The sequence below is a fragment of the Actinopolyspora xinjiangensis genome, assembly GCF_900104475.1.
GTDB lineage: Bacteria > Actinomycetota > Actinomycetes > Mycobacteriales > Pseudonocardiaceae > Actinopolyspora > Actinopolyspora xinjiangensis.
On the sequence record NZ_FNJR01000005.1, the window covers coordinates 210,927 to 236,244 of the forward strand.

The window sequence follows — 25,318 nt, forward strand, 5'->3', positions numbered from 1 at the left end:
TGGAGGGTTTGACGATGGCATTGGCAGCCGTGTTCGCACGTCTGTTCGGTGACGATCCGCCGATCGAGTTCCGCGCCTACGACGGAAGTCGTTGCGGATCCTCCGGATCGCCCGCCGCCATAGTGGTCAACTCTCCGCTGGCACTGGCGCACCTGGCAGCCGCTCCCGGTGAGCTGGGCCTGGCGCGTGCCTACGTCAACGGCCACATCGAAGTGCTGGGCGACATGTACACCGCGCTGGCCGCGTTCCCGTCCTTCCGGGTCTCCGACATCCCCTGGAAACTGCGTGCCGAACTGGCGGCCAGGCTGGTGGGGTACCGCTTCTGGTGGCCCGTCCAGCCCCCGCCGCAGGAGAACCGCGGCAACAGCGGCAGGAGGCACTCCAAGCGCAGGGACAGCGAGAGCATCTCCTACCACTACGACGTGTCGAACCTGTTCTACGAGTGGGTGCTGGGGCCCTCGATGACCTACACCTGCGCGGTGTTCGAGCACGGTGACGCGACCCTGGAGCAGGCGCAGTACGCCAAGCACGACCTCGTGGCGCGAAAGCTCGGACTGACCGAGGGCATGCGGCTGCTGGACATCGGTGCGGGCTGGGGCGGCATGGTGCTGCACGCGGCCGAGCACTACGGCGTGCGCGCCGTCGGGGTCACGCTCTCGCGGTCCCAGGCGGAGTGGGCGCAACGGGTCATCGCGGACCGGGGGTTGAGTGAGTTGGCCGAGGTGCGCCACCAGGACTACCGGGACGTGCCGGAAACCGACTTCGACGCGGTCAGCTCGATCGGGCTCACCGAACACATCGGACGGCAGCAGCTGCCGAGCTACTTCCGCTTCCTGCGGGGCAAGCTGCGTCCGGGCGGAAAGCTGCTCAACCACTGCATCACCCGCCCCGACAGTTCCTACCCGGCGAGGACGGGCAAGTTCATCAGCCGCTACGTCTTCCCGGACGGTGAGCTGGAGCCGCCGGGCGAGCTCATGTCCCGGATGCACGACAGCGGTCTGGAAGTCCGGCACGAGGAGAACCTGCGTGAGCACTACGCGCTGACGCTGGCCGGTTGGTGTGCCAACCTGGACCGCAACTGGGACAAGGCCGTGGCCGAGGTCGGACACGGCCGCGCTCGCGTGTGGCGGTTGTACATGGCGGCCTCCCGGTTGGCCTTCGAGCGCGACCAGATCCAGTTGCACCAGATGCTGGGAGTTCGCTCGGAGGGAACGATCAGTCCCATGCCGCTGCGCCCGGACTGGTGAGCCGGGCGCTTCCTCGGCCGAGGGCGTCCGGCGGGGACCCACCGGCCCCCGACGCGGCGGCGTGGTCACGGGTGGGCGTTCCGTGCCCCGGTTTCCCCGCGAGACGCACCCGGAGGGTCGGATCGCCAGCTGGGGGCGGGGGCGGTGCCGGAAGTGCTTTCCCGCTCTTCTCCGGCCGCCGCGCCGTCGGTGCCGGTCCCGCCGGTGAGTGAGGGGCTCGACAGCGAACGGCGAAGTCGAAGTGCCACGACCCGCGTGGTTCCGATCACTTGAAGTGGAATCCAGGATTCGTATTTGGCTAGGCTTCGACCGTGCGATTGACCAAGAGCACCGATCTCGCCTTGCGTATCGTGATGCGTCTGGCGGTGCTGGAGGAGACGACGCCGACCACTCGTGAGGTGGCCGCCGCCGTCGCCGTTCCGTACAGCCACGCGGCGAAGGTCGTCACCCGGTTGCAGCGTCTCGGTCTGGTGGAGGCGCGGCGTGGCCGAGGTGGTGGGCTGAGCCTCACCGTGTCGGGTCGCTCCGCCTCGGTCGGATGGCTGTTGCGAGAGCTGGAGGGTCAGGGGGACGTCGTCGGCTGTGAGGATGATCCGCCCTGTCCGCTGCGGAACGCGTGTCGGCTGCGTACCGCGTTGCGGGACGCCCAGGAAGCCTTCTTCGTCTCGTTGGACCCGATCGCCGTCGAAGACCTCGTCGCTGCTCCGGCGGGGCCGGTCCTGCTGAGTCTGTCCACGCCGTCGAGCGGTTGATCGTCCCGTGAATCGAGCCCCGGTGCCGGTAGGTACCGGCATCGTGGCTTCGCACGCCGTCAAATACGAATCCGAGATGCGAATTCGAGGTTCCCGATGTTGTCCGAGAGGTCGGCCGAGACCGTCCGCGCCACTCTGCCGGTCGTGCGCGGTGCCATCAGCGAGATCGCCGCTCGTTTCTACAGCAAGCTCTTCGCCGAGCGTCCGGAGCTGTCACGGGACCTGTTCAACCGGGGAAACCAGGCGAACGGGACGCAGCGGGAGGCGCTGGCCGGTTCGATCACCGTCTTCGCCGCCGCGCTGATCGACGAACCGGGCACCTCGCCCGAGCGGATGCTCTCACGCATCGCGCACAAGCACGCTTCGCTGGGCGTCACCCAAGAGCAGTACCGCATCGTGCGGGCGAATCTATTCGCGGCGATCGCCGAAGTGCTGGGGGACGCCGCGACCGACGAGGTCGTGAGGGCCTGGGACGAGGTCTACTGGCTGATGGCCGAGTCCCTGGTAACCCGCGAGGAGAAGCTGTACGCGGCGGCGGGGGCGCCGGACGGCGACACCTGGCGCGAGTACCGGGTCGACGGTCGCACTTCCGAGACCACGGATGTGGTGACCTTCCTGATGCGCCCGGTGGACGGCGGGCCGGCACCCGAATGGCGGCCCGGACAGTACGTCTCGGTCCGGGTCAGGCTGCCGGACGGGGCACGGCAGATCCGCCAGTACAGCCTGACCGGCGATCCCCGTGACGACGCGCTCCGAATCACCGTCAGGAGGGTGAACGGCGAGCCGGAGGGCGAGGTCTCGAACCGGCTGCACGACCACGTCCGCGAAGGAGACGTGCTGTGGCTGAGCGCCCCGTTCGGCGATGTGGTCCTGGGGGAGGGGAGCGGTCCGGTGCTGCTGGCTTCCGCCGGGATCGGGTGCACCCCCGTGATCGCGATGTTGCGCCACCTCGTCGCCACCGGTTCCACCCGCCGGGTCATCGCCGTGCACGCGGACCGGTCCCCGAGTACACACGCGTTCCGTGCCGAGTTCGAACGGTTGGTCGGCGAGCTCGACGACGCCGAGGCGCACGTCTGGTACGAGAGTCCCGAAGGGCCTTGGCCGCGAGAGCGGACGGGGCGGCCCGACCTGGCGGGACTGCGGATTCCGCCGGGCACCGAGGCCTACCTGTGCGGCCCACCCGCCTTCATGCGCGAGGCGCACCGGCAGCTGGTCTCCGCCGGTGTCGCCGAGACGGACGTCCACTACGAGATCTTCGAACCCGACTCCTGGTTCGCCGAGGGGTGACCGGGGCTCGCCCCGACAGGGCGAATGGTGCCGTTCCGCCGGGGTGTGTCCCGGGAACGGAGGGTGGGGCCGTGCTCGTGAGCGGCCGGTCGCGACCGACGGATTCGGTCCCCGTGGCGGGGCGGCCGTTCAGTCGTCCGGTGTCACGTCGTCCAGGGAGACGGCCGGGATCAGTTCGGACACCGGGGTGCGCACCCACCAGGCACCGGACTCGCGTCTCTCGGCCGGAGTGCTGAACCGGTACCGGAAGAGCCGGGCCCGGACGTGACGCGGTGGGGCGTGCGGGAACGGGTTGTGCCGCAGCAGCGACAGGATCCGCCGTTCGTCGCGCAGCATCGCCACCACCAGTCGCTCCAGCCAGCCCCTGCCGTAGGACGGCGAGATCGCCACGAACCACATCAGCCAGTCCAGCCGCAGATGGTACGGGGCCACCTGCGGTGAACGCCGCGTCACCTCCCCGGGTTTGCCCCGGAAGCCGTACTCGTACCACCGATCGTCCTCCGCGCCGCGCCCCTCCAGCACCACTTCGAAGCGAACGCGTGTGACGCTGCCGAAGGCTCCGTAGGTGTTGGCCAGGTGCAGCTTGTTGAAGCTGCGGTTCATCACCTGGGCGCGTCCGAGCAGGTTGCGGACCGGCCAGTAGCTGAGCACCACCATCAGCACGGTCAGGGCCAGCACCGCAGCCCGGTGCCACAGCGGAGTGGCCGTTACGGCGGCGGAACCCGGTGTGAGCGCCCCGACCGGTACCCAACCGAGCAGTGTGGTGTCCATCGCGGCGAACGCCAGTGTGATGGTGATCAGGTTCAGCCAGGCGAAGTTCCCACTGAGCATCAACCACCCCTGTGTGACGATCATGATCACCGCGGCGGTCGTCGCCACCGGCTGCGGGGCGAACAACCCGAACGGCACGACGAGTTGGGTGAAGTGGTTGGCCAGTACCTCCACCCGGTGCAGCGGGCCGGGAAGGCGGTGGAAGACCCGGCTCAACGGGCCGGGCATCGGTTGCGTCTCGTGGTGGTGGTGCAGCGCTGTCAGGTTCCGCCAAACGGGGTCTCCCCGCATCTTGATCAGACCGGCGCCGAACTCGACCCGGAACAGCAACCAGCACAGCAGCCAGATCACCAGCACCGGCGGCTCGGTGTGGGCGGGGCCCAGGAACGCGGCGAGGAACCCGGTCTCCAGCAGCAGGGATTCCCAGCCGAAGGAGTACCAGATCCGACCGATGTTGACGACCGAAAGGTACAGGCCCCACAGCAGGAACCAGACCGCCATCGAGGCCCACAGCGGCAGCGGGTCGGTGAGCCCGAGGAACGCGACAGCGCTCAGCAGCAGTCCGAACCAGCCGCAGCCCACCACGAACCGGTCCGAGTAGTGCGCGTGGAACAGGCTGGGCGCGCGTCGGAAGCTCACGGCCCGCAGGAAGCGCGGTGCCGGGGTGAGCCCGTTCGTACCCAGCAGGGCGGGGAACTGGTTGATCACGCAGAGGAACCCCATGGCGTAGCACAGCGCGAGCAGCCGCCGCACCACGAACCGCGCCGGAGCGTACTCCGGCGCCCAGAACCAGTCCCAGCTCATCGCCCGCTCCAGCTCCACGGCGTCGACCGGTCCGCGCGCCCGCCCACGGCGCGAACGCTCCTACCGCTCGAACGGTAGGAGCGTCATCGATTCCGGTCGAACCCGCCTCGCACGGTGGCGTGCGATGTCACCGCGTCAGGTGGTGCCCTCGCGGCTGATGCGCACCATCTCGTCGCGTTCGACGACCTTCATGCGTTCCCTGCCGCGCTGCTCACCGAGAGCGCGTTCGTGCTCGTCCAGCAGGTTCCACCCCTGCCAGGTCGTGTAGGCGATCCCGCGTTCGGCCAACATGCGCGGGGTGGCCTCGCGGTCGTGGCCCGCGGGTTCGGTCACATCCGCCAGCAGGTTGTTCACGGTTTCCATCGCGTCGCCCTTGGTGTGCCCGATCAGGCCCACCGGGCCGCGCTTGATCCAGCCGGTCGTGTACACGCCGGGGATGTGCTCGCCGTCCATGTCCAGCACCCGTCCCCCGTGGTGCGGGATCGTGCCGGAGCGGTGGTCGAAGGGAATGTCCGGCAGCGCCGAGCTGAGGTAGCCGACCGCGCGGTAGACCGACTGCACCTCGACGGTCTCGAACTCGCCGGTACCGTTCACCGAGCCGTTGCCGTCCAGTTCCATGATCTCGGTGCGCAGCCCCTCGACCCGGTCGGTTCCCAGCACCTCGACCGGGCGCCGCAGGAAGTGGAAGTGCAGCCGGCGGCGCGTGTCGCCCTTGGGGTCCCGCAGGGCCCAGTCCTGCAGGGTCTTGACCACGGACTTGACCTGGTTGTTGGTCCTGACGGCCTCCTCGCTGGCCTCGTCGAGCTCGAAGCCCTCGGGGTGCACGATCAGTTCCATCTCCGACTGGTGGTCGAGTTCGCGCAGTTCCAGCGGGGTGAACTTGGTCTGGGCGGGACCGCGCCGCGCGAACAGGTGCACGTCGGTCACCGAGGAGGCGCTCAGTGCGCGGTGGACGTTGTCCGGGATCTCCGTGCTCAGCAGGTCGTCGGGCTGCTTCGCGAGCACCCGCGCGATGTCCAGGGCCACGTTGCCCGCGCCCAGCACGGCCACACCGCTGGCGTCCAGGTTCCAGTCGCGCGGGGCCTCCGGGTGCCCGTCGTAGAAGGAGATGAACTCGGAGGCGCCGTGGCTGTGCGGCAGGTCGATTCCCGGGATGTCCAGCTCGCGGTCGTCGGCGGCCCCGGTGGAGAACACGACCGCGTCGTAGTGCCGGCGCAGGTCGGTCAGCTTGCAGTCCACGCCGTACTCCACGTTTCCGAAGAACCTGATCTCCGGTTTCTCCAGCACCTTGTGCAGGGCGTTGACGATGCCCTTGATCCGAGGGTGGTCGGGTGCCACGCCGTAGCGCACCAGCCCGTACGGCGCGGGCATTCTGTCGAACAGGTCGATCTCGACCGGCGTCTCCGATTTGGTCAGGATGTCCGAGGCGTACACGCCGGCGGGGCCGGCTCCGATGACGGCTACTCGAAGCGGATGGCTCACGGGGTTCCTCCCGGGGCGGTGCCCTCGCGTCGTTGACGGTGTCGGTTCGGTTCCTGGGCGGCGGTGTCACCACGGTGCCGCTCCGGCGCGCCGTGGTTTTCGGTCCGGCTCGGTCGCCCGGCGAGTGGGACTCTCCACGAAACAGCTTAGGCATACCTAACCGTGCGGCCCGCCATGTGGACGGGTGAGGCTGGTTACACCACGAAAGGAGTAAGGGGGGAGCCCCGGGCGAGGAACAGCACCGACGGTGAGTGATCGAGTGCGCCGAGTCGCAGATATGATTCGTGTTGATCTCTCGGTGGTGGTCCCGGGGAACCGGGAGCGGGGTGGCCGCGCCGTGGACCGAACGGACGAACCGGAAACGGGCCGAGGTATCGGGGGGTGCCGTTGGTGGCCCACGATCAAAGGAGCTTCCATGACCGACCCGAGTCGGCTGCCCTCGGACGTGGATCTGGAGAAGGCCAGCGCGGCGCGGTGCTACGACTACTACCTGGGCGGTTCGCACAACTTCGAAGTTGACCGCGAACTGGCCCGGAAGGTCGAGTCCCGCGTCCCGCACGTCAAACCGCTGGCGCAGGACAACAGGGCCTTCCTGCGCAGGGCTGTTCGGTACTGCCTGCGGCAGGGGATCAGGCAGTTCCTCGACATCGGCTCCGGCATCCCCACCGTCGGCAACGTGCACGAGATCGCCCAGGAGCTCGACCCGGAGGCACGCGTGCTCTACGTCGACAACGAGCCGGTGGCCGTGGCGCACAGCCGTACGATCCTGGAGGGCAACGACCGTGCCGACGTGGTCCAGGCCGACCTGGCCGACAGCGACGGGATCCTCGGTTCGGAGCAGGCGGCGAGGCTGCTGGACCCCGAGCGTCCGATAGCGGTGATGATGGTCGCGTTGTTCCACTTCGTGCCCGACTCGGCGCGCCCGGCCGAGATCCTGCGGAGTTACCACGAGTGGATGGCCCCGGGCAGTTTCCTCGGCTTCTCGCACGTCACCGGCGACCACTATCCAGAGTTACTGCGGAGTATCGTCGATCTCTACGCCGACAGCAGCAATCCGGTGACAGCGCGCAGCCACGGCGAGATCAGCGGGCTGTTGAAGGACTTCGAACTGGTGGAGCCGGGCCTGGTCTACGTGCCGGAGTGGCGCCCGGACACCGAGGAGGACCGTTGGCAGGACCCGGCGCGTTCACTGGTCTACGGCGCCGTCGGGCACAAGGTGTAGCTCATGAACGACACTCCCTCGGAAGCGGAGCGCTCCGACACGGCCGCCCCCGCCGGAGAGGGGACGCCGGACCCGCGGGTGGCGGAGTTCGCGCGACAGTGGGCGCGCACGGTGCTCGGCACCAGTTACGTGCCGATGAGCCGTCCCGAGCTGTGGAGCTTCCTGGAGGAGCGGACCGAGCGACTGCTGTCGGCCCTCGCGGCGGAGCCCTTCGACGCCGGGGCCGCGGCCGAGGTCGGAGCCGACCTGGCCGGGGTCCACCTCGTCGATCCCCTCGCGCTGCGCCGCACGCTCGAACTGCTCGGTTCGCGGTTGCCCGGGTTGGCGCGGGAGCTGGGACGTCCCCCGGCCGAGACCTCCGAACGGACGGTCGGGCTGCTCGCCTCGCTCGGCGAGGGGTTCGTCGGGGCCGTTCGGCGACGCGTGCTCGCCGATCAGGACGTCATCCAACGGGCGGTGCGCCAGGCCCGGGACGACGCCGAGGAGGCGCTGCGTGCCAGCGAGGCACGTTTCCGGGCGGTGTTCAACTCCTCCGCGCTGGGGATCGCCATCGTGGGACTGGACGGCCTGATACAGGACGTCAACGACTCGATGGGGGTGATCTTCCGCACCACCGGCCCCGAGCTGCTCGGCAGGCACGTGCTGGAGCTGTGTGACGCCGAGTACGGTGACTCCCTCCGCGAGAAGGAGGACGAACTCGTCGCCGAGGTGTCCGAGCGGTTCATGGTGGACGTCCGTTACACCGCCCCTGACGAGACGCTCGTGTGGACCCAGGTCTCCGGCGCGCTGGTGCGGGACGGCAACGGTGTGCCGGAGTACCAGGTGTTGCTCTACGCCGACGTCACCGACCGGCACCTGCTCTACGAACGGCTCAACCTGCAGGCGAGCACCGATCCCCTGACCGGGCTGGCCAACCGCACCCGGTTGCGCAACCGGATGGAGGAGGCGCTCTCCCCGGTCCCCGCCGATCGACGGGTGGGGATCTGCTACTTCGACCTGGACGGCTTCAAGACGATCAACGACAGCCTCGGTCACCCGATCGGCGACGATCTGCTGCTCGCCGTGGCCCGGCGGATGGAGGCCGTCGCCGAGCGGTGGGGCGCGCTCGCCGCCCGGATGGGCGGTGACGAGTTCGTGCTGCTCGTGCCGGACACCGAGGGGCCACGGGGCATGGTGCCGCTGGTCGAGCGGACGCTGGAGGAGATCCGCAGGCCCGTGCGGATCGGCGGGCACGAGTTGAAGGCATCCGCCAGTGCCGGAGTCGTGGAACAGCCGGTCGCGGGTACCGACGCCGAACGGTTGCTGCGCGAGGCCGACATCACGCTGTACCGGGCCAAGGAGGAGGGCAAGGCGCAGTGGGTGCTGTTCGACGCCGAGCGCAACAGCGCCGCGCGGCGCCGGTTCGAGCTCTCGGCCAAGATGCCGGCCGCGCTGGACAACAACGAGTTCTTCGTGCAGTACCGCCCCGTGCGCAGACTCGACGACGGTGGTCTCGTGGCGATGCACGCCGAGCTGCGCTGGGACCACCCCGAACTCGGCGAGCTCACCCCGCCGTGGTTCGTCGAGCTGGCGGAGAACACCGGGATGATCACCAGGCTGAGCAACTGGCTGTTGCGGCAGGTCTGCGAACACGCCGGGGAGTGGATGCGGCGGCTGGGGGAGCGGGCTCCCGTGGTCGCCGTCGATCTCTCCGGCAGGTATTTCCGCGATCCCGACCTGGTCAACGAGTTCCGGAGCGTCCTCGCCGACAGCGGGATGCCCGCCGAGCGGTTGCGGCTGGGAGTCCCGGAGGACGCGCTGTTCGACGAGGTGGGTGACCCCGTGGACACCGTCGAAATCGTCCGAGAACTGGGCGCGGCGCTCGTGATCCGCGATTTCGGTGCCCGCTACACCGACACCCGCAGACTCCGGGAGCTGCCGGTCACCTCGGCACGCATCGCGGGTGGTTACCTGGAACGGCTCTCCGAGCGGCCGCTGACCGATCCGCTCGACGAGCACCTGGTGGGCAGCGTGGTCACGGCCGCCAGACTGCTGAACATGTCGGTGGTGGCGGGCGGGGTGCACACCCGGCGGCAGGCCGAACGGCTGCACGAGATGGGTGTTCACGCCGTGCAGGGTGACCACGCCGGGGAGCCCTTCGCGGCCATGGAGGTCGAACGGGCCCTGGCCGCCCCAGTGAAGGGGGTGGGTGGGACGAGTTCCTGAGTCTCCCGCTCGCCGCCGAGCCGAGCGGCAGTCCCGGGTGCGCCGGGGACGCGGAAGGGCGGAATCAGCCACGAGCCGGATGGTGGGCGCCGTGGCGGTGCCCGATAGCATCGACGGGAGAGTTCCGTATTCGGTGGGCGTCTCGGTGGCGCCGCCGCCGGAGCGGTTTTCGGCTCGCGTTCGTTCGATCAGCAAACCGTAGGAGTAACCGTGTCAGTCTCGCCGCCCCAAGCCCAGCAGGAGTCCCGGGTGAAGGTACCGGCGGGCACTACGGCCGGCGACGCCGTCCAGCAGGCGGGGTTGCCTTCCAAAGGCCCCGAGGCGATCGTCGTCGTACGCGACGACGAGGGACAGCTGCGCGACCTGGCCTGGGCACCCGGAACCGATGTCGAGGTCACCGCGGTACCGGCCGACACCGAGGAGGGGCGCGGCGTCATCCGCCACTCCACGGCCCACGTGCTGGCGCAGGCGGTCCAGCAGCTGTTCCCGGAGGCCAAGCTGGGGATCGGCCCGCCGGTCAAGGACGGTTTCTACTACGACTTCGACGTCGACCGGCCGTTCACCCCGGAGGACCTGCGGGCGCTGGAGAAGCGCATGAAGCAGCTCGTCAAGTCCGGGCAGAAGTTCGAGCGCCGCGAGTTCGGCTCGCTGGAGGAGGCCCGTGCCGAGCTGGCCTCGGAGCCCTACAAGCTCGAACTCGTCGACCTCAAGTCCGGTTCCGACGAGGTCGACACCAGCGAGGTCATGGAGGTCGGTGACGGCGAGCTGACCGTCTACGACAACATCGACCGCCACGGCCAGACCGTGTGGGGCGACCTCTGCCGCGGTCCGCACGTGCCGCACACCCGTTTCCTGCCCGCCTTCAAGCTCACCCGCGTGGCCGCGGCGTACTGGCGGGGCGACCAGAGCAACCGCCAGCTGCAGCGGATCTACGGGACGGCCTGGGAATCGAAGGAAGCGCTCGACGAGCACCTGGAGTGGCTGGCCGAGGCCGAGCGCAGGGACCACCGTCGGCTGGGGGCGGAGCTGGACCTGTTCTCCTTCCCCGAGGAGATCGGTTCCGGGCTGCCGGTGTTCCACCCCAAGGGCGGCATCATCCGCCGTGAGCTGGAGGACTACTCCCGGCGCAGGCACGAGCAGGCCGGCTACCAGTTCGTCAACTCGCCGCACATCACCAAGAGCACCCTGTTCGAGACCTCCGGACACCTCGGTTGGTACTCCGACGGCATGTTCCCCCCGATGCACCTGGACGAGGAGCGCGACGAGAACGGGGAGGTGCGCAAGCCCGGGCAGGACTACTACCTCAAGCCGATGAACTGCCCGTTCCACAACCTCATCTACCGTTCGCGCGGTCGTTCCTACCGGGAGCTGCCGCTGCGGTTGTTCGAGTTCGGCTCGGTGTACCGCTACGAGAAGTCCGGCGTGGTGCACGGCCTCACCAGGGTGCGCGGGATGACGCAGGACGACGCGCACATCTACTGCAGCCCCGACCAGCTCCAGGAGGAGCTGAAGTCGCTGCTGGGGTTCGTGCTGGACCTGCTGCGCGACTACGGTCTGGAGGACTTCTACCTGGAGCTGTCCACCAGGAACGAGGAGAAGTACTCGGGCACCGACGAGCAGTGGCAGCGCGCCACCGACTCGCTGCGGGAGGCCGCCGAGAGCTCGGGGCTGGAACTGGTCCCCGATCCGGGTGGGGCCGCGTTCTACGGCCCGAAGATCTCCGTGCAGGCCAAGGACGCGCTGGGGCGGAGCTGGCAGATGTCGACCATCCAGGTGGACTACGACCTGCCGGAGCGGTTCGACCTGGAGTACACCGCCGCGGACGGTTCCAAGCAGCGCCCGATCAAGATCCACCGTGCGCTGTTCGGCTCCATCGAACGCTTCTTCGGGGTGCTCACCGAGCACTACGCCGGTGCCTTCCCGGCTTGGCTGGCGCCGGTGCAGGCGGTCGGCATCCCCATCGCGGACGAGCACGTGCCGCACCTGGAGCGGGTGTTCGACCTCCTGAGGTCCAAGGGACTGCGGGTCGAGATCGACGGTGGTGACGACCGGATGCAGAAGAAGATCCGCAACCACACCACCCAGAAGGTGCCCTTCCTCCTGCTGGCTGGGGGCAAGGACGTCGAGGCCGACGCGGTCTCGTTCCGGTTCCGTGACGGCAGTCAGCTCAACGCGGTCCCGGTCGAGCAGGCCGTGGCGGCCCTCTCCCACTGGGTCGAGCGTCGTGAGAACGCCTCGCCCACGGCGGAGAACTTCGGAGCGGAGCTCGTGTGACACGACTGCCCAACGGCGCCGATGACGAGTCGGAGAAGCCCGTGACAGGAATGGGAGGCTCCGGGCAGGAGTCAGGGCCCGAGACGGCCACGCAGCACGGCATCGGGGTTCCGGACGCGTTGCAGCGGCTGTGGACCCCGCACCGGTTGACCTACATCCAGGGTGAGAACAAACCCACCGGGGACAACAGCGACGGGTGCCCGTTCTGCCATCTGCTCGGCGACGAGCGTTCCGACGACGAGACGCTCATCGTGGCCCGGGACGAGCTCGTGTTCGCGGTGCTGAACCTCTACCCCTACAACCCGGGGCACCTGATGGTGCTGCCGTACCGACACGTCGCCGACTACACCGACCTGACCGACGAGGAGACGGTGGCCGTGGCCGGGTTCACCCAGCGCGCCATGCGGGTGATCCGGAGCGTCTCGGCGCCGCACGGGTTCAACATCGGCCTGAACCAGGGGCCGGTGGCGGGTGCGGGTATCGCCGCGCACCTGCACCAGCACGTCGTCCCCCGCTGGGGAGGGGACTCCAACTTCATGCCGGTGATCGGTCACACCCGGGTGTTGCCCCAACTGCTGGGCGACACCCGCGAGCTGCTCTCCGACGCCTGGCAGCGGTTGGACTGAGGCTCCGCCGCCCGGGACCGGCCCCACGGGATCCGGTATGACGGAACGCGGGCGGGTGCGAGCGCGAGATCGGGGTCGCGCGGACTGACGCGCGACCCCGATGGTTCCCCGGCGGTGCTCCACCGGGCCCGGTTGTGATCGCCGGGCGGCCGGTTCGGCAGCGGTGCCCGCCCGGAGCCGCCTCCGCCGGAGCGAGGGGGCGGGATACGCCGCCCGGGCGGGGCCGCGAGGTTCGGGGCTCCGCGAGGTCCGCCACGACGAAGCGCGCCGGGCTCTCGCCGGTGTCACTTCGGTGTCACTTCCGCAGGGTGGCCTCGATCTCCAGGGTGATCTTCACTTTCTCGCCGAGCATCGCGCCGCCGTCGGGGCCGACCTTGAAGTCGGTGCGGTTCAGCGTGGTGCTCGCGGACAGTCCCAGCATCTTGCCGCCGTCGGCGGTGTCCGTGATGCCGCCGGGCTCGACTTCCAGGGAGACCGGCAGGGTGACGCCGTGCAGGGTGAAGTCGCCGTCGATGACCCACTCGTCACCGTCCTGGCGGATTCCGGTGGAGCGGAAGGTCGCGGTCGGGTGGTTGGCCGTGTCCAGGAAGTCCTCGTTGCGCACGTGGGCGTCCCTGTCGGCGTTGCCGGTGTTGACCGAGGCGGTGTCGATGGTGGCGGTGACGCTCGACTCCAGCGGGTTCTCCGCCGTGACGATCTGGCCCTCGAACTTGTCGAAACGCCCGCGCGAGCGCCCCACTCCCATGTGGCGCAGGGTGAACTCGACGTCGGAGTGCACCGCGTCGATGTCCCAGGTGCCCACGGTGTAGCCGGGGACGGGAGCGGTTTCGGTCATGTTCGGACCTCCTGAGTGTCGGGGAACGGGCTTTCCGGAGAAGGGAACGGTTGTTCGTGCTCGAACCATCCCGGCTGTGGCGGACCTCATTCGCCGTGCGCGTGGCGCGTGGTGCGCTTCGGCCCACCGATTGTCGCCGGTTAGGCTTCGCGGTGCGGGCGATCGCCCGCATGGCGGCGGATGAAACGAAGCGATGTTGAACGTTTTCGCGCGATCCTCGGTTTCCAGGCTCACCGATCCGATCGGTGGTTGGCTGGTGCGACACCGTGTGTCACCCAACGTAGTGACAGTGGTGGGGACCGGTTGCAGCGTCCTGGCCGCCGTGACGCTGTTCCCGCCCGGCTTCCTGCTTGCGGGAACCCTGGTGGTGACCGTCTTCCTGCTGTTCGACCTGCTCGACGGGGCGATGGCCCGGGCGCGGGGCAGCGGTGGTGACTTCGGGGCCGTGCTGGACGCGGGCTGCGACCGGATAGCCGACGGGGCCGTGTTCGGGGCACTGCTGTGGTGGGCGCTGGTGACCACCGGGGACGAGGTGCGCGGGCTCGCCCTGTTGATCTCCCTGGTGGCCGCACAGGTCATCTCCTACGTCAAGGCCAGGGCCGAGGCCCAGGGCATCTCGGCCACGGCCGGGGTGGCGGAACGAGCCGAGCGGCTGGTTGTCCTGCTGGTGGGCACCGGTCTGCACGGTATGGGGGTCCCCTACGTGCTCGACGTCGCGCTGTGGGGGCTGGCGGCGATGTCGGTGTTCACCGTCGGCCAGCGGCTGTTCGGCGCGTATCGGGGACGACGCGGTGGTTGAGCGGGCCACTCGCTCGTGGACGTGGCACCCGAACGGTGGCCGGGGAGCCCCGGTCGAATCCGCGCGGTGACCGAGGCGGTGGTGAGCGGGTCGCCTTCCCGATCTTCCCGAACGTGATGCCGCGGACCGGGCGAACACCACCTCGACGCGGACCGTCGTGGTTCGCATCCAGGTGGCCGCTTGGCGACGCGGAGTGATCGTGGTTTCGTGGGGCGGTGATCGGGTTTGGGCGGCCGCGGTTCTCGTTCGCTCCGACGGAGCCGGGCGTTCCGCCTCCAGGCCCTCGGCGGTTCGCTCCACGGGGGTGGGGGTTCCGCCGAGCGGGCGTCCTGGTCGGCTCGCCCCGGCATCCTACGAGGAGGGATCGTGAAACGCGGAGCCGTCCTGTTGGTTCCACTGCTGCCGGTCGTCGCGTTGCTCGCGTCGGTGTGGCTGCCGTTCGTCAACACGGCACGGCTGTGGTTCGGGGTGCCGTCGCTGTTCGTCTGGATATCGGTCTGGGTGATGCTCATCCCACCCGCACTGGCGGTCGTGGAGTGGGGGAGGGGTGACGGGAACGGCGGTGAAGGCCGATGACCGTCACGTTCGGCGTCGCGCTCGCGGGAATGCTCCTGATCGGAGTGCTCGGTTTCCTGGGACGTCGCGGCAGAACCACCGAGCTGTCGCAGTGGGCCGTCGGCAACCGGGGGTTCGGCGTCCTCACCACGTGGTTCCTCCAGGCGGGGGAGGTCTTCACGACCTTCACCTTCCTGGGGGTGGCCGGTCTCGCGTTCACCGGTGGCGCGGCGGCCACCTACGCCGTTCCCTACATGCCGCTGGCCTTCGTGGGGCTGTACTTCCTGGGGCCGAGGGTGTGGCGGCTGGGCAGTCGGCACGGCTACGTGACCCAGGCCGACTTCTACGAGCACCGCTACGACAGCGGGGCGTTCGGCACCCTGGTCGCGGTCACCGGAGTGGTCTTCCTGCTGCCCTACCTCCAGTTGCAGATCACCGGGCTGGGCATGATCGTCACGCTGGTCACCGGCAGCGAGAGCAGCGGGACGCTGAGCATGGTCGTGGCCACGGGGTTGACCGTGCTGTTCGTGCTGTGGTCCGGCATTCGCGGTGTCGCGGCCACCGCCTACCTCAAGGACGCGCTGATACTCCTCGCGATGGTGGTGCTCGCGGTGGTGATACCCCTGCACTACGCGGGCGGGATCGGCTCGGTGTTCGCCGAGATCGGCACGAGCAGACCGGAGATGCTGCGGGTCTCGGGTGGTGAGTACGGTCCGGTGTGGTGGTTCACCGGGATGCTGATCAGCACCATCGGCAGTATGTTCCTGACGCTGCCGCACCTGTGGCCCCCGCTGCTGTCGGCGGGCGGGCCGCGCGCGCTGCGGCGCAACTACATGTTCCTGCCGCTGTACCAGGTCGTGATCATCCTGCCGATCCTCATCGGCTACACCGGAGCGCTCGTGCTTCCCCCGGGGACTGACGGCGACGGTGTGCTGCTCACGCTCGCCGCCGGTGCGCTGCCGGACTGGGTCACCGGGGTGGTCGCGGTCGCTGCGGCCTCGGCGGCGATGGTGCCCGCGGCGGCGCTGTGCATGGGAATGTCCACTCTGGTCGCCAACAACGTCGTGCGCGCGCGTGACCACCGGCTGAGCCTGGCGGTCAATCACGGAGTCGTCGTGGTGGTGGCGGTGCTGGCGCTCGTGCTGGGCATCGTCCGGCCGGACCTGCTGGCCAACCTGCTGCTGCTGACCTTCAGCGGGCTGGCCCAGCTGGCGCCGTCCTTCGTCGCGGCGCTCGGGGAGCGTCCGTGGTTGTCCGCACGGTCGGCGATGTCCGGGCTGCTCGCCGGTGAGCTCGTCGTCGTGTGGCTGACGTTCGCCGACGTCGCCACGGGCGACGTCAACGTCGGACTGTTCGGTCTCGCGGTCAACATCGCCGTGGCCGCGACGGCGGAGTTCCTCCGACGCGCCCGTTCCCGGAACGAGGGCATCCCGGCCACGTCCGTGGAACGGCCCCAACCCGCGAGGAAGTGATCATGAACATCCGCGAGATGTCCGCCACGGCGCTGCGCGCCGCGTTACGACGTCGCGAACTCTCCCCCCGGGAGGTCCTGGAGGCGCACCTGGCGCGCGTCGAGGAACGCAACCCCGGGATCAACGCGATCGTCACCCTGACCGAGCAGCGCGCCCGGCGCGAGGCCGGTGAGGCCGACCGGCGTCTCGCACGCGGTGAGCCCGTCGGTGCGCTGCACGGCTTGCCGATGGCGCACAAGGACACCCACCTCACCGGGGGAGTACGGACCACTTTCGGATCCCCCGCGATGCGTGAGCACGTCCCGGCGGAGGACGAGCTGCTCGTCGCCCGGTTGCGTGCCGCTGGTTCGATCCGCCTCGGCAAGACCAACGTCCCCGAGTTCGGCGCCGGTTCCCACACCTTCAACCCGGTGTTCGGGGTGACGCGCAATCCCCACGACCCCAGCCGGTCGGCGGGCGGCAGCAGCGGCGGGGCGGCTGCCGCGCTGGCCAGCGGCATGCAACCGTTGGCCGACGGCAGCGACATGGGCGGTTCGCTGCGCAATCCCGCGTCCTTCTGCGGCGTGGTCGGGCTGCGCCCGTCCCCCCGGGCTGGTGCCGAGCTACCCGAACCCGACACCCTGGTCGCCGCTCTCGACGCAGGGACCGATGGCCCGCACGGTGGCCGACGTCGCGTTGCTGCTGTCGGTGATGGCGGGCGCCGACGAGCGGGCCCCGCTCTCGGCGCACCAGCCCGCCTCGACGTCGGCCGGTGAACTCGACCGCGACCTTCGCGGGCTGCGGATCGGCTGGTCCGCCGATCTCGGCGGAAGTGTCCCGGTGGAATCCGAGGTGGCCGAGGTGGTGCTTGCCGCTGCCGAGCGGTTCGCCGAGCTCGGGTGCCGGGTGGAGGAGGCCTGCCCGGACTTCACCGGTGCCGACGAGACGTTCCGGACGCTGCGGGCCTGGCAGTTCGAGCTGTCGCTGGGGCGGTTGCTGGACGAGTCCCCGGAGCTGGTGAAGCCGAGCCTGGCGGCCAACATCGAGGAGGGGCGGAAGTTGTCCGGGCCCGATCTGGGGCGGGCCGCCGTGACGCGGGCCGAGCTCTACCACCGGGCACGGGTGTTCTTCGGTGACCACGACGTGCTGCTGCTGCCGGTGAGCCAGCTTCCGCCGTTCGACGCGGAGCTGGAGTACCCGCGCGAGGTGGCCGGAGTGGCCGGGCGGGACTACCTGGACTGGATGGCCTCGTGCTCGTACGTGTCCGTGCTCGGCCATCCGGCGCTGTCCGTTCCGGCGGGTTCCACCGCCGACGGGCTGCCGGTCGGGGTGCAGCTCGTGGGCCGGTACCGGGAGGACTTCGAGCTGCTCCGGGTCGCGCACGCCTTCGAGCGGGCCGCCGACGGGACCTGAGCCGACCGGAGCGGTACTTTCCGCCGCGGCACTGTGCCGAACTTCCGCCCTCGCGGTTTTCAGGTTCGGCGCAACGGCGTTTTCCCCGGTATTCCAGTGATCCACGTAAGACGGAGCGAGACCGGCGCGTGTGGTGGGCCTTCCCGGTCGGGTGTCGATTTTTCGTTCCGCTTCAAGCGGTTCGACTTCGGTCCCGAAGTCGAACACCAACCACCCCCGCAGACCGCACTCCCAGCCCCCTCGCGGCTCGCACTCCCACCACTCACCCAGCTCGGCCAGCCGCGAGGTTCCGCCGAGCAACCACCCAAGCGGACCGGCCGGAAACTCACCTCCCCGGTGCGGGAACGAGTTCGGAGCATCCGGACCAGCACAGGTAGTCCTCGAGGACCTCGACGTCGTCGGCGATGAGGTCGTGGAAGGCGTTCTCGTCGGGCCGGCCGCGCGCGTTCAGCGGCATGATCGCGATCTGGTACATCCCGAACCGTTCTTCGGTGCGGCCCAGCACGGCCAGCGCCCACTCACGCAGCCGGGGCCACGCGGCGGCGTCGTCCACACGGTGCTCGGTGGGCTCGTGGTGCAGCAGTTCGGTGTAGGAACCCAACGAGTCGGGATTGACCACCCGGTACAGCGTCATGGCATTACGCATGGTTATCTCCTTGGCGGTGTTCGTGACGAGTGGCAACGATGATGTGGAGTAGATCACCGTCGTGTTGAAATATACATAGCAAAATTTGCTGACACTACTCCCTGTTTGGGTGAGTTCTGCGTTCGAGCTTGAGTGGTTACCAGGAGTAGATGTGAACCACGTTGAACTGCCGGAGATTCCGACTGTCAGCCCGACTGTCGGGCGACGTTGGTTGGCAGAAGAAGTCCGACGCTTGCGTGATGCCGCCGGACTCAAGCAGAGCGACGTCGCGAAGCGACTTCGATGTGGCACCGCGAAAGTCGCTCATATGGAGAGCATGCGCAACACGATCAGCGGTCCTGACCTGGAGGTGATGCTCGCGCTCTTCGAGGTCCCGGCCGATCGCGTCGAGTGGTACCTGCGGCTGGCCGAACTGGCCAAGGAGAAGGGCTGGTGGGACGGCAACCGCGCGGTGCCGGACTGGTTCTCGCTCTACGTCGGACTGGAGTGGGGCGCCGACCGTATCCGGGAGTGGGAGTTGGGCTTCCCGCCCGGCATCCTGCAGACCCGCCCCTACGTCGAGGCCCTGGTGCGTAGCGAGGACGGCCCTTCCGACGTCGAGGTGCGCGAGCTGGTCGAGGCCCGGCTGCGGCGCCAGGAGGCGCTCTGGCGCCTCGAGGATCCGCTGTGGATGCACGCGGTGGTCGACGAGGCGGCGCTGCGACGACGGGTGGGCGACGCGGAGGTGATGCGTGAACAACTGCGTTATCTGGCGCGGGCGGGCCGGTGGGAGAATGTCACCGTTCAGGTGCTGCCGTTCGTCGTGGGGCCGCATCGAGGTCATCTCGGCTCTTTCCAGTGGCTGGGATTTCCGCGCGTCGGTGATCCCGGCGTGGTGTATCTGGAGAACCAGCGGGGTGGGATCTACCTGGAGGAGGTCGATGAGGTGGCGATGTTCAACGGGGTGTTCGAGTCGTTGGCCGAGCAGGCGTTGTCCCCGGCGGAGTCAGCCGAGTTTCTGTCCGAGCTCGCTAAGGAGATCACGTGATGCGGTACGGGTGTGTTCGGAACGCGGCCGAGTTGGCCGGAGTGTCCTGGCGGCGCAGCAGCCGCAGTGGCCCCAATGGGGGATCGTGTGTGGAGGCGGCTTCTCTGTCGGGTGGTGAGATCGCGGCGGTGCGGGATTCCAAGTGTCCGCACGGTCCGGCGTTGTTGTTCGACCGTCGGGCGTGGACGGCGTTCCTGCGTTCGCTGCGCTGAGTCCGGCGGTGTGCGGTGGGCCCGGACAACCCGGCCGGGCTCACCGACGAAACCAGCGACGGGACGGCAGGGCGGGTATGAAGGCACTCCCGCGCGGATGGCGGAAGTCGAGCCGGTCCGGGCCGAACAGCGGTCGCGTCGAGCTCAGCCGGGTCGGCGACGGCGCGGCGGTCCGCGACGGCAAGGACCGCTGGCTCGGCTACTTCACCACCACGAGCACGCAGTGGCAGGCGTTCCCGCACGCGGTCAAGGCCGACCGGTTCCACTGAGACAACCCCGGCGACACAGCGCCTCCGACACCGCCGGAGGCGCTGCCCCGCGCCCACGCTCTCGCAGCGGCCGAGGTACGCCTACAGACACAGCGTGCCACGACACCCATTCACCTGGGCTCAGGAACGTTCGACTCCACCTTCTTCGCGATCTCCAACGCCTTCTGGCATTCATCAGTGTTGTAGGGGCGGCCAGACTCAGTAGTAATCACTTGTACCACTCCCTCGCCAGAATTGAACATCACACCACAACTCTGCGCCTTCGTTGCGCCTTTTGTAATGAATCGAGCTCCCTCTCGCCCATTGACTTGAACGCGCTCGAACTCGGCCCAGGATGTTTTCTGTTCGGCTGAATCAACCGTTTGACGGTCATTCTTCCCCAGGCGCGCTCCAACTGGCTGACCACTGTAGTCGCATCCCGGCTTCCAAGGTAACGTGCTGGTGGGCTCCCCAGGAGGCTCTAGCCCGAAGGATTTCAGAGTTTCCTCTGGCAATATCTCACACGGCTTCACACTCGCCAATGCTTCCCCCGAAGGTGTGGTCCCACTCGTCTCCGGCGAACCATCACCAGCACCTTCTCCCGGGGAACACGCGGAGACCCCGATCAACGCCGTTCCAAAAACAGCCGTCAACACCGACCGCGTCCACACCCTCACTCCGCGCCTCTCCGCAGATCATCGGCAGCCTGTTCATCGGTAGTCTGATAGTTTTTCTTGGTCTGCCTGGACAAATCAGCCTTGCGACGCAATTCTTCGGCGAACTGTTTCAACAGATTCGCCGCGCCGGTCGAACCGTTGCTCGCCTTCTGACTGAACTTGGCAGTCAACTGCTGGCCCGACAGGTAGTCTCCCAGCCCGTTGACCTGTTGCAACTCGATAGCAGATCGGACTAACTTATCGGCTTCTTCGGCTTCGCGTTCGTACACCGCCGCCGCGTCGTCGGCGGCCTGCGGTTCCATGCTCAGCCCGCCGCCGGAGATCTGCCGCTGGATCCAGGAGTTCTCGTCCCGGATCGACCGCAGCGCCGCTCCGGCACCCTCGAAACCGGACGGATCGGCGTTCAGCTCCGCCATCACGACTCCCGTCACGTCCCGAGCACGCTCACCGCACGCGATCCCACTCGCTCCCGGTCACCCTAGTCGAACCAGCACCCATGCTGGCCCCGATTTCGTCGTCGTGGTTGTTCTACCCGCGTGGTCGTAGCGAGTCCGGCGCCGTATCGCCTAGTGATGGAGTCGTTGGCCGAGCAGGCGTTGTCCCCGGCGGAGTCAGCCGACTTCCTGTCCGAGCTCGCTAAGGAGATCACGTGATGCGGTACGGGTGTGTTCGGAACGCGGCCGAATTAACCGTCAGGTGGAGCCGCAGCAGCCACAGTGGTCCCAATGGTGGGCAATGCGTCGAGACAGCGACCCTGCCGGGCGGTGAGATCGCGGCGGTGCGGGATTCCAAGCGTCCGCACGGTCCGGCGTTGTTGTTCGACCGTCGGGCGTGGACGGCGTTCCTGCGCTCGCTGCGCCGAATCCGGCGGCCCCGGCCGAACGATCCCCTGGTCTGCCCGTGAACGGCGCCCCGACCGTGGCCGCGTGATCTCGCGTGACCATCCGAGCGATCACGTGCTCGCGGCACCACGCGGGAACTCCGCACGGCCGTCGCCCACTGCTCCCTTCTCCGACTCTCAGTGTTCGATGAGGTTCGCGCTGCGGATGCGGTCCACTCCCGCTTGACTGCCCAGCTCGGCTCGCATTTCCGGATGTCGCTGGTAGTAGTGCAGCGCATGGTAGGCGAGAGCGGGGTCCACGGACAGATTCACCCCTTGCACGCCCAGGTGCGGCGCCAATGACAGTTCGGGCTGCCGCCACATGCGGGAACGGCGGTGAAAGTACGGTGTGCTGTTGTCGTAGACAGCGGCGGTGATCAACTGTCCCCCTGTCGTGCCCGCTGTCACCGATATGACGCTTTCCCAGGAGAAGAAGCTCGTGAAGGCCCAGGAGCGGTGGTAGACACCCGTGGGCGCGAGAGCCAGAACCCCACGGCTCAGTGCCCCCCGGAGCGCTTCGACAACCAGCAGGAGCAGGTAGAGCGTGGCCGTCCCGCTGGCGACGAACAGCAGGATCATGCTCCCGTCACCGGAACCATCATCTGTGATGATGAGTAGGGAGATCGTGGCGAAGAACCCGAACAACGCGAGCATGGACGCGGTCATGACCACGTAAGTGGACGTGAGTCCCCGCGAGTACGGGATCACGACCGCTTCGGAGGCCGGGTCTCCGATGCGTGCGAGGTGTACCGAGGCGATACCGCGGTCGCGGACCCGCACTCGGGTGAGCACCGCGATACCTGCGAAACCGAGGAGAAGTGGAGCGCACGCCGCCATGATCACGCCCCGGGCGTCCGGTGGGTTCGCCGACAGGGCGATCACGGCCGCGATCGCCGATCCCACCCCCAGGACAGCGAACGCCGTGGCCCTGGCCCGGTCCTTCAACCCGTCGGGGGTGGGCCACTCGTCCGGCCAGGGCAGGTGTCGGGTCAGCTGCCTGTCGAGTCCGGACACGCCCGCTCAGCTCCCAACCTCGACGGCGGACCGGCCCGAAGGAGCGGTACCCGGTCAGAACACCGCGTTCCAAGCGTCCGAGACCGCGTCACCGACCGCTCCCGCCGCATTCGATACAGCATCACCGACCGCCTTGACTCCTTCGTTGATTTTGTCCCGCACGTTCTGCGGGAGGGCGTCGTAGACGAAGTCGGCCGCCACGCCGACACCGATCCCCACTCCGACAGCGGCCAACGCGCCCCAACCGACCGGTGTGGAGGCCACCAGCGCCGCGGCACCGGCTCCTGCGAGTCCCGAGAACACGGCTTTGCCCGGTGGTTTTCCGGTGTGGATGTCGTAGCCGATCCCGACGGCGGTTATCCCCAGGCCGACCACGGGGAGCTTTCCGCCGACACGGCGTGCGAACCTGCCCGCTCGAACCCGTGTGTCCTCGGCCTGGCTCGCCTTGGCCATCTGTTGCTGGGTCTGGAACTTCGACTCGGCACTGCCGCCGGGCGATCTGAGATAGCGCGACTCGGCTGTCCTGGCCTCGGCGTCGAGCCGGTTCGCTTCCGCGCGCATGATGCTCGTGTTCCTGGCGACCAGCCCTCCCACCACGCCGTTGGTGAAATCCGTGGCGTGGATGTACCTCTTGTTCCAGAGGTCGTTCCAGTACTTCTCCGCGTATCTTTTCGCGCTCAGCAGCAACGAACGGGACTTGTTCGCTTCCTGCTCGGCCTCGGCATAGGCAGCGGCCTTCCGTGCGTGAGCCTGTTGCGCCGAGACAATGGCGTCATACGCCCGCGTCTGCCGCGGAGTGGCATCGTCGGGCAGTTCTCGCGGAGCCGCGGGCGGGCTTCCCGGATCGAAGATCTTGGTGTCGGTCACCCGCAGTCCCGCTCCGACAGCGATGTCCCTCGCCCGCCGCATTCCCTGCTGCGCCGTGTGGAGGTCGTCCGCGTAGCGCTCGAAAGAACGGCCCACACCGTCGATGTCGCCTGCCAGCTCATCGACGCCGGGGGCGATACGTCCCAACGTGCCCCGAAACGCTTCCCCGGCGTCACCACGCCAGACTCGTTCCGAGCGAGTCCGGACGCGGTGGTTGCGCGATGCGCAGTCGTGCACGGCGGCAGCGAGGTCCGAACGCAGCCAACGGGCAGCGCTCCGGATGCTCTCCGGGTCCCCCTCGATTCTGGTGTCGATCGGCACGCCGCCTCCTCAGCCTCCCGTACTCGGCAAGTTTCGTTCGGCGAACTCCTCGTTCTCGACGTAGACGCGACCGCCCTCGGAGACCGCATCAGCGGCAGCGGCCACCCCGGTCGACAGTTCTCCCGCCGCTCCGGTGAGCAAACTCATCAGCTTGCCCATCTCGGAACTGAGTGGCCCGGCATCGGGAACACCGGGCGCGCTCCCCAGCTCCTCGACGGAATCGCTTCCGTCCCGCAACGACCCCGCGAGATTGTCGAGCTCTCCGGGATCGACCTCGTATCCCATCGAAACGCACCCACCTCAGCGCCGAAACTGTCGGGGTATGTCCACATCGAGCAGAATCAGGTCGAAATGGATTCTCCGATCGAGTTCGTCGAGCTTCTCGGTGTGTACGGCCACCCAGGGCTGCTGCTCGCCGCAGCACCGAACCAGACGCTCGTTGCTGGAATAGACCAACAGCGCCGTACGCCCGTCACGTGTTCGCCGTAGATCGACGGACAGCTCGCCGTTGTTCGGCGAAGCCGCCTCGCAGGGTACGTACACCACCGGTGGGAAGGAGGGTTGCCCGTGGGGCCGCTCCTCCGTTCCTCCTCGCTCCTCCTGCTCTTCCGGGGTTTTTCCCCGATCCAGGTAGTCGGCCCCCAGAACAGCTGGAGCGACGGTCTCGTCCCGATCGCCGCTACCCGCCATACGTGGCGGCATAGTCCCCTCCGCGCTCACGCTCAGAACGGTCTTCCAGCCAGTGTCGAGGTGACATCATAAGGGTTGGGAGCGGTGATATGGGATTGTTCGAAACAAATTCACCCGCATGGAACCGGAAGGTGAATGCTCCTGGCGGACAGAAGTGCTGTTTCTTGTTATAAGATCGATCTACGCAATTACACATTCTGATGATTTCGATAGCGCGTTCGGTGGAATCGCTAGTGTCGTCAACAGCGTGCCGCCGTCCCACTTCTTCGGCACCGGGCCTGTCGTGGTGAATACCGTGCGAGGGCTGCCGCCAAGTGGTCGCCCCGCCGATACCTCCGAACACCCTCATCCGCTCGTGGTCGGACGGAGTTCGCCGCCTCCGAGGAACGCACGGTCCTCGGCCGGCTCGGCGTCGTCCACGCGCTCACCGGCGGACTCGCGGAGTGGCGGTTCGACACTGGGGCACCGTGCGGGCCGTGGGTCAGCCCTCGACGGTGCCGCCACCGACGGCGATCCCGAGCGGGCCCTGATCGACACTGACCACACCGCCGGTCACCCGCTCCGGGAGGCGACTCCGTCCGAGCGTGTGTCCACTTTTCTCGGGATCCGCCGCGAAGCTGTGGAACTGGTCGGGAGGCGTCGTCTCCTCGCCGGGGCGCTTCCGCGTGAACCCCTGGCTCAACCGACGGGCATCGGAGTCTCGTGATCGGTGGTGCGGTCCGCCCGGTGCGACGCCTCCACCGTTTCCTCGGCCGCCGAGTCCGGTTCGGACTCCCACGGACGCAGTGAACTCAGATAGCGCTGCCACAACCACACATTGGTGGCGTTGAAATCGCGGAACTCGTGCCAAAAGGCCCGCAACCATCGCATGTCGACTCCTCGGTTCGCGGTGTTCGGTCGTTCCCGCCGGCCGCTGAGCGGCGGGTGATCACGTCCGGCAGCATGCCCAGCCACCACGAGTCCCCGCGACTGGCAGGACTGTCGATCATCGATGATTTACTGCCACAATCGCC

General features: G+C 68.3%; 25 protein-coding genes and 1 pseudogene. 15 read left to right on the plus strand and 11 right to left on the minus strand.

Annotation, left to right across the window (positions count from 1 at the left end; genetic code table 11):
• The first annotated feature begins 14 nt into the window (after positions 1-14).
• The 3 genes from BLQ75_RS09850 (at position 15) to BLQ75_RS09860 (ending at position 3,286) form a co-directional block, all read left to right on the plus strand.
• Positions 15-1,247 (plus strand): SAM-dependent methyltransferase, encoded by a 1,233-nt coding sequence (locus BLQ75_RS09850; protein ID WP_092601066.1) that lies wholly within the window; start codon positions 15-17, stop codon positions 1,245-1,247.
• A gap of 311 nt (positions 1,248-1,558) precedes the next feature.
• Complete coding sequence (locus BLQ75_RS09855) at positions 1,559-1,999, plus strand: RrF2 family transcriptional regulator (RefSeq protein ID WP_092600842.1); 441 nt, start codon at positions 1,559-1,561, stop codon at positions 1,997-1,999.
• Positions 2,000-2,095: 96 nt separating this feature from the next.
• Positions 2,096-3,286, plus strand: a complete 1,191-nt coding sequence (locus BLQ75_RS09860) for a globin domain-containing protein (RefSeq protein ID WP_092600845.1) — start codon at positions 2,096-2,098, stop codon at positions 3,284-3,286.
• A 129-nt stretch (positions 3,287-3,415) separates the two neighbouring features.
• Here BLQ75_RS09860 and BLQ75_RS09865 read toward each other — a convergent pair whose 3' ends face one another.
• The gene (locus BLQ75_RS09865) at positions 3,416-4,861 is read right to left on the minus strand and encodes a lipase maturation factor family protein (RefSeq protein ID WP_092601068.1); all 1,446 of its coding nucleotides are present in this window, start codon (positions 4,859-4,861) and stop codon (positions 3,416-3,418) included.
• 135 nt (positions 4,862-4,996) lie between these two features.
• On the minus strand, positions 4,997-6,343 hold the full coding sequence (locus tag BLQ75_RS09870; RefSeq protein WP_092600847.1) for an FAD-dependent oxidoreductase: 1,347 nt from the start codon (positions 6,341-6,343) through the stop codon (positions 4,997-4,999).
• A gap of 415 nt (positions 6,344-6,758) precedes the next feature.
• On the opposite strand from BLQ75_RS09870, the gene BLQ75_RS09875 reads away from it, so the two are divergent.
• The 4 genes from BLQ75_RS09875 (at position 6,759) to BLQ75_RS09890 (ending at position 12,670) form a co-directional block, all read left to right on the plus strand.
• Positions 6,759-7,565: an SAM-dependent methyltransferase gene (locus BLQ75_RS09875; protein WP_092600849.1), complete on the plus strand. Its 807-nt coding sequence runs from the start codon at positions 6,759-6,761 to the stop codon at positions 7,563-7,565.
• Positions 7,566-7,568: 3 nt separating this feature from the next.
• On the plus strand, positions 7,569-9,770 hold the full coding sequence (locus tag BLQ75_RS09880) for a putative bifunctional diguanylate cyclase/phosphodiesterase (protein WP_092600851.1): 2,202 nt from the start codon (positions 7,569-7,571) through the stop codon (positions 9,768-9,770).
• Between the two features lie 249 nt (positions 9,771-10,019).
• Positions 10,020-12,044 carry a threonine--tRNA ligase gene (gene thrS / locus BLQ75_RS09885; protein ID WP_092600853.1) on the plus strand — a complete coding sequence of 675 codons (2,025 nt, stop codon included), beginning with the start codon at positions 10,020-10,022 and terminating at the stop codon, positions 12,042-12,044.
• 50 nt (positions 12,045-12,094) lie between these two features.
• On the plus strand, positions 12,095-12,670 hold the full coding sequence (locus tag BLQ75_RS09890; protein WP_092601070.1) for an HIT family protein: 576 nt from the start codon (positions 12,095-12,097) through the stop codon (positions 12,668-12,670).
• 295 nt (positions 12,671-12,965) lie between these two features.
• On the opposite strand, the gene BLQ75_RS09895 is transcribed toward BLQ75_RS09890, so the two are convergent.
• Positions 12,966-13,505: a YceI family protein gene (locus BLQ75_RS09895; protein ID WP_092600855.1), complete on the minus strand. Its 540-nt coding sequence runs from the start codon at positions 13,503-13,505 to the stop codon at positions 12,966-12,968.
• 193 nt (positions 13,506-13,698) lie between these two features.
• Between BLQ75_RS09895 and pgsA the strand changes: the two genes are divergently transcribed.
• The 4 genes and pseudogenes from pgsA to BLQ75_RS24700 all read left to right on the plus strand — a co-directional run bounded on the left by pgsA (position 13,699) and on the right by BLQ75_RS24700 (position 17,723).
• The gene (gene pgsA, locus BLQ75_RS09900; RefSeq protein ID WP_092600857.1) at positions 13,699-14,304 is read left to right on the plus strand and encodes a phosphatidylinositol phosphate synthase; all 606 of its coding nucleotides are present in this window, start codon (positions 13,699-13,701) and stop codon (positions 14,302-14,304) included.
• Positions 14,305-14,670: 366 nt separating this feature from the next.
• Positions 14,671-14,880 (plus strand): hypothetical protein, encoded by a 210-nt coding sequence (locus BLQ75_RS09905; protein WP_211481272.1) that lies wholly within the window; start codon positions 14,671-14,673, stop codon positions 14,878-14,880.
• Positions 14,877-16,331 (plus strand): sodium:solute symporter family protein, encoded by a 1,455-nt coding sequence (locus BLQ75_RS09910; protein ID WP_092600859.1) that lies wholly within the window; start codon positions 14,877-14,879, stop codon positions 16,329-16,331. Before BLQ75_RS09905 ends, BLQ75_RS09910 begins: the two co-directional genes overlap by 4 nt.
• 2 nt (positions 16,332-16,333) lie before the next feature.
• Positions 16,334-17,723: pseudogene (locus BLQ75_RS24700) on the plus strand (amidase).
• A 325-nt stretch (positions 17,724-18,048) separates the two neighbouring features.
• Here the strand turns inward: BLQ75_RS24700 and BLQ75_RS09920 are convergent.
• Entirely contained in the window at positions 18,049-18,369 is a 321-nt protein-coding gene (locus tag BLQ75_RS09920) for a hypothetical protein (RefSeq protein WP_092601074.1), read from the minus strand.
• Positions 18,370-18,520: 151 nt separating this feature from the next.
• Here BLQ75_RS09920 and BLQ75_RS09925 point away from each other — a divergent pair, with 151 nt between their 5' ends.
• From BLQ75_RS09925 to BLQ75_RS09935, 3 genes are all read left to right on the plus strand, one after another.
• Complete coding sequence (locus tag BLQ75_RS09925) at positions 18,521-19,396, plus strand: helix-turn-helix domain-containing protein (protein WP_092600861.1); 876 nt, start codon at positions 18,521-18,523, stop codon at positions 19,394-19,396.
• On the plus strand, positions 19,396-19,608 hold the full coding sequence (locus tag BLQ75_RS09930; RefSeq protein WP_092600863.1) for a DUF397 domain-containing protein: 213 nt from the start codon (positions 19,396-19,398) through the stop codon (positions 19,606-19,608). Before BLQ75_RS09925 ends, BLQ75_RS09930 begins: the two co-directional genes overlap by 1 nt.
• A 77-nt stretch (positions 19,609-19,685) precedes the next feature.
• Positions 19,686-19,877: a DUF397 domain-containing protein gene (locus BLQ75_RS09935; protein WP_092600865.1), complete on the plus strand. Its 192-nt coding sequence runs from the start codon at positions 19,686-19,688 to the stop codon at positions 19,875-19,877.
• A 110-nt stretch (positions 19,878-19,987) separates the two neighbouring features.
• On the opposite strand, the gene BLQ75_RS09940 is transcribed toward BLQ75_RS09935, so the two are convergent.
• Positions 19,988-20,533 (minus strand): DUF3558 family protein, encoded by a 546-nt coding sequence (locus BLQ75_RS09940; protein WP_342028296.1) that lies wholly within the window; start codon positions 20,531-20,533, stop codon positions 19,988-19,990.
• Positions 20,530-20,949 carry a hypothetical protein gene (locus tag BLQ75_RS09945; protein WP_092601078.1) on the minus strand — a complete coding sequence of 140 codons (420 nt, stop codon included), beginning with the start codon at positions 20,947-20,949 and terminating at the stop codon, positions 20,530-20,532. The genes BLQ75_RS09940 and BLQ75_RS09945 overlap by 4 nt, the downstream gene beginning before the upstream one ends.
• Positions 20,950-21,185: 236 nt before the next feature.
• On the opposite strand from BLQ75_RS09945, the gene BLQ75_RS09950 reads away from it, so the two are divergent.
• Positions 21,186-21,437, plus strand: a complete 252-nt coding sequence (locus BLQ75_RS09950; RefSeq protein WP_092600867.1) for a DUF397 domain-containing protein — start codon at positions 21,186-21,188, stop codon at positions 21,435-21,437.
• Positions 21,438-21,551: 114 nt separating this feature from the next.
• Here BLQ75_RS09950 and BLQ75_RS09955 read toward each other — a convergent pair whose 3' ends face one another.
• From BLQ75_RS09955 to BLQ75_RS09980, 5 genes are all read right to left on the minus strand, one after another.
• Positions 21,552-22,427 carry a hypothetical protein gene (locus tag BLQ75_RS09955; protein ID WP_092600869.1) on the minus strand — a complete coding sequence of 292 codons (876 nt, stop codon included), beginning with the start codon at positions 22,425-22,427 and terminating at the stop codon, positions 21,552-21,554.
• Positions 22,428-22,481: 54 nt separating this feature from the next.
• Positions 22,482-23,615, minus strand: a complete 1,134-nt coding sequence (locus BLQ75_RS09960) for a WXG100 family type VII secretion target (protein ID WP_092600871.1) — start codon at positions 23,613-23,615, stop codon at positions 22,482-22,484.
• Between the two features lie 9 nt (positions 23,616-23,624).
• Positions 23,625-23,900, minus strand: coding sequence for a hypothetical protein (locus tag BLQ75_RS09965; RefSeq protein ID WP_092600873.1), 276 nt, complete (start codon positions 23,898-23,900; stop codon positions 23,625-23,627).
• A 15-nt stretch (positions 23,901-23,915) separates the two neighbouring features.
• The gene (locus tag BLQ75_RS23860) at positions 23,916-24,317 is read right to left on the minus strand and encodes an SAV_915 family protein (protein WP_211481274.1); all 402 of its coding nucleotides are present in this window, start codon (positions 24,315-24,317) and stop codon (positions 23,916-23,918) included.
• A gap of 666 nt (positions 24,318-24,983) precedes the next feature.
• Entirely contained in the window at positions 24,984-25,175 is a 192-nt protein-coding gene (locus BLQ75_RS09980) for a hypothetical protein (protein ID WP_092600877.1), read from the minus strand.
• Between the last annotated feature and the right edge of the window lie 143 nt (positions 25,176-25,318).

What these genes read in the sequence shown, in the direction of transcription:
- BLQ75_RS09910 (WP_092600859.1), top strand. Translation starts at nt 14,877, where the DNA reads ATGACCGTCACGTTCGGCGTCGCGCTCGCGGGAATGCTCCTGATCGGA.
- BLQ75_RS09920 (WP_092601074.1), bottom strand. Translation starts at nt 18,369, where the DNA reads ATGCGTAATGCCATGACGCTGTACCGGGTGGTCAATCCCGACTCGTTG.
- BLQ75_RS09895 (WP_092600855.1), bottom strand. Translation starts at nt 13,505, where the DNA reads ATGACCGAAACCGCTCCCGTCCCCGGCTACACCGTGGGCACCTGGGAC.
- BLQ75_RS09945 (WP_092601078.1), bottom strand. Translation starts at nt 20,949, where the DNA reads ATGGCGGAGCTGAACGCCGATCCGTCCGGTTTCGAGGGTGCCGGAGCG.
- BLQ75_RS09880 (WP_092600851.1), top strand. Translation starts at nt 7,569, where the DNA reads ATGAACGACACTCCCTCGGAAGCGGAGCGCTCCGACACGGCCGCCCCC.
- BLQ75_RS09875 (WP_092600849.1), top strand. Translation starts at nt 6,759, where the DNA reads ATGACCGACCCGAGTCGGCTGCCCTCGGACGTGGATCTGGAGAAGGCC.
- BLQ75_RS09935 (WP_092600865.1), top strand. Translation starts at nt 19,686, where the DNA reads ATGAAGGCACTCCCGCGCGGATGGCGGAAGTCGAGCCGGTCCGGGCCG.
- BLQ75_RS09865 (WP_092601068.1), bottom strand. Translation starts at nt 4,861, where the DNA reads ATGAGCTGGGACTGGTTCTGGGCGCCGGAGTACGCTCCGGCGCGGTTC.
- pgsA (WP_092600857.1), top strand. Translation starts at nt 13,699, where the DNA reads ATGTTGAACGTTTTCGCGCGATCCTCGGTTTCCAGGCTCACCGATCCG.
- BLQ75_RS23860 (WP_211481274.1), bottom strand. Translation starts at nt 24,317, where the DNA reads ATGCCGCCACGTATGGCGGGTAGCGGCGATCGGGACGAGACCGTCGCT.
- BLQ75_RS09965 (WP_092600873.1), bottom strand. Translation starts at nt 23,900, where the DNA reads ATGGGATACGAGGTCGATCCCGGAGAGCTCGACAATCTCGCGGGGTCG.
- BLQ75_RS09930 (WP_092600863.1), top strand. Translation starts at nt 19,396, where the DNA reads ATGCGGTACGGGTGTGTTCGGAACGCGGCCGAGTTGGCCGGAGTGTCC.
- BLQ75_RS09950 (WP_092600867.1), top strand. Translation starts at nt 21,186, where the DNA reads ATGCGGTACGGGTGTGTTCGGAACGCGGCCGAATTAACCGTCAGGTGG.
- BLQ75_RS09890 (WP_092601070.1), top strand. Translation starts at nt 12,095, where the DNA reads ATGGGAGGCTCCGGGCAGGAGTCAGGGCCCGAGACGGCCACGCAGCAC.
- BLQ75_RS09860 (WP_092600845.1), top strand. Translation starts at nt 2,096, where the DNA reads ATGTTGTCCGAGAGGTCGGCCGAGACCGTCCGCGCCACTCTGCCGGTC.
- BLQ75_RS09850 (WP_092601066.1), top strand. Translation starts at nt 15, where the DNA reads ATGGCATTGGCAGCCGTGTTCGCACGTCTGTTCGGTGACGATCCGCCG.
- BLQ75_RS09980 (WP_092600877.1), bottom strand. Translation starts at nt 25,175, where the DNA reads ATGCGATGGTTGCGGGCCTTTTGGCACGAGTTCCGCGATTTCAACGCC.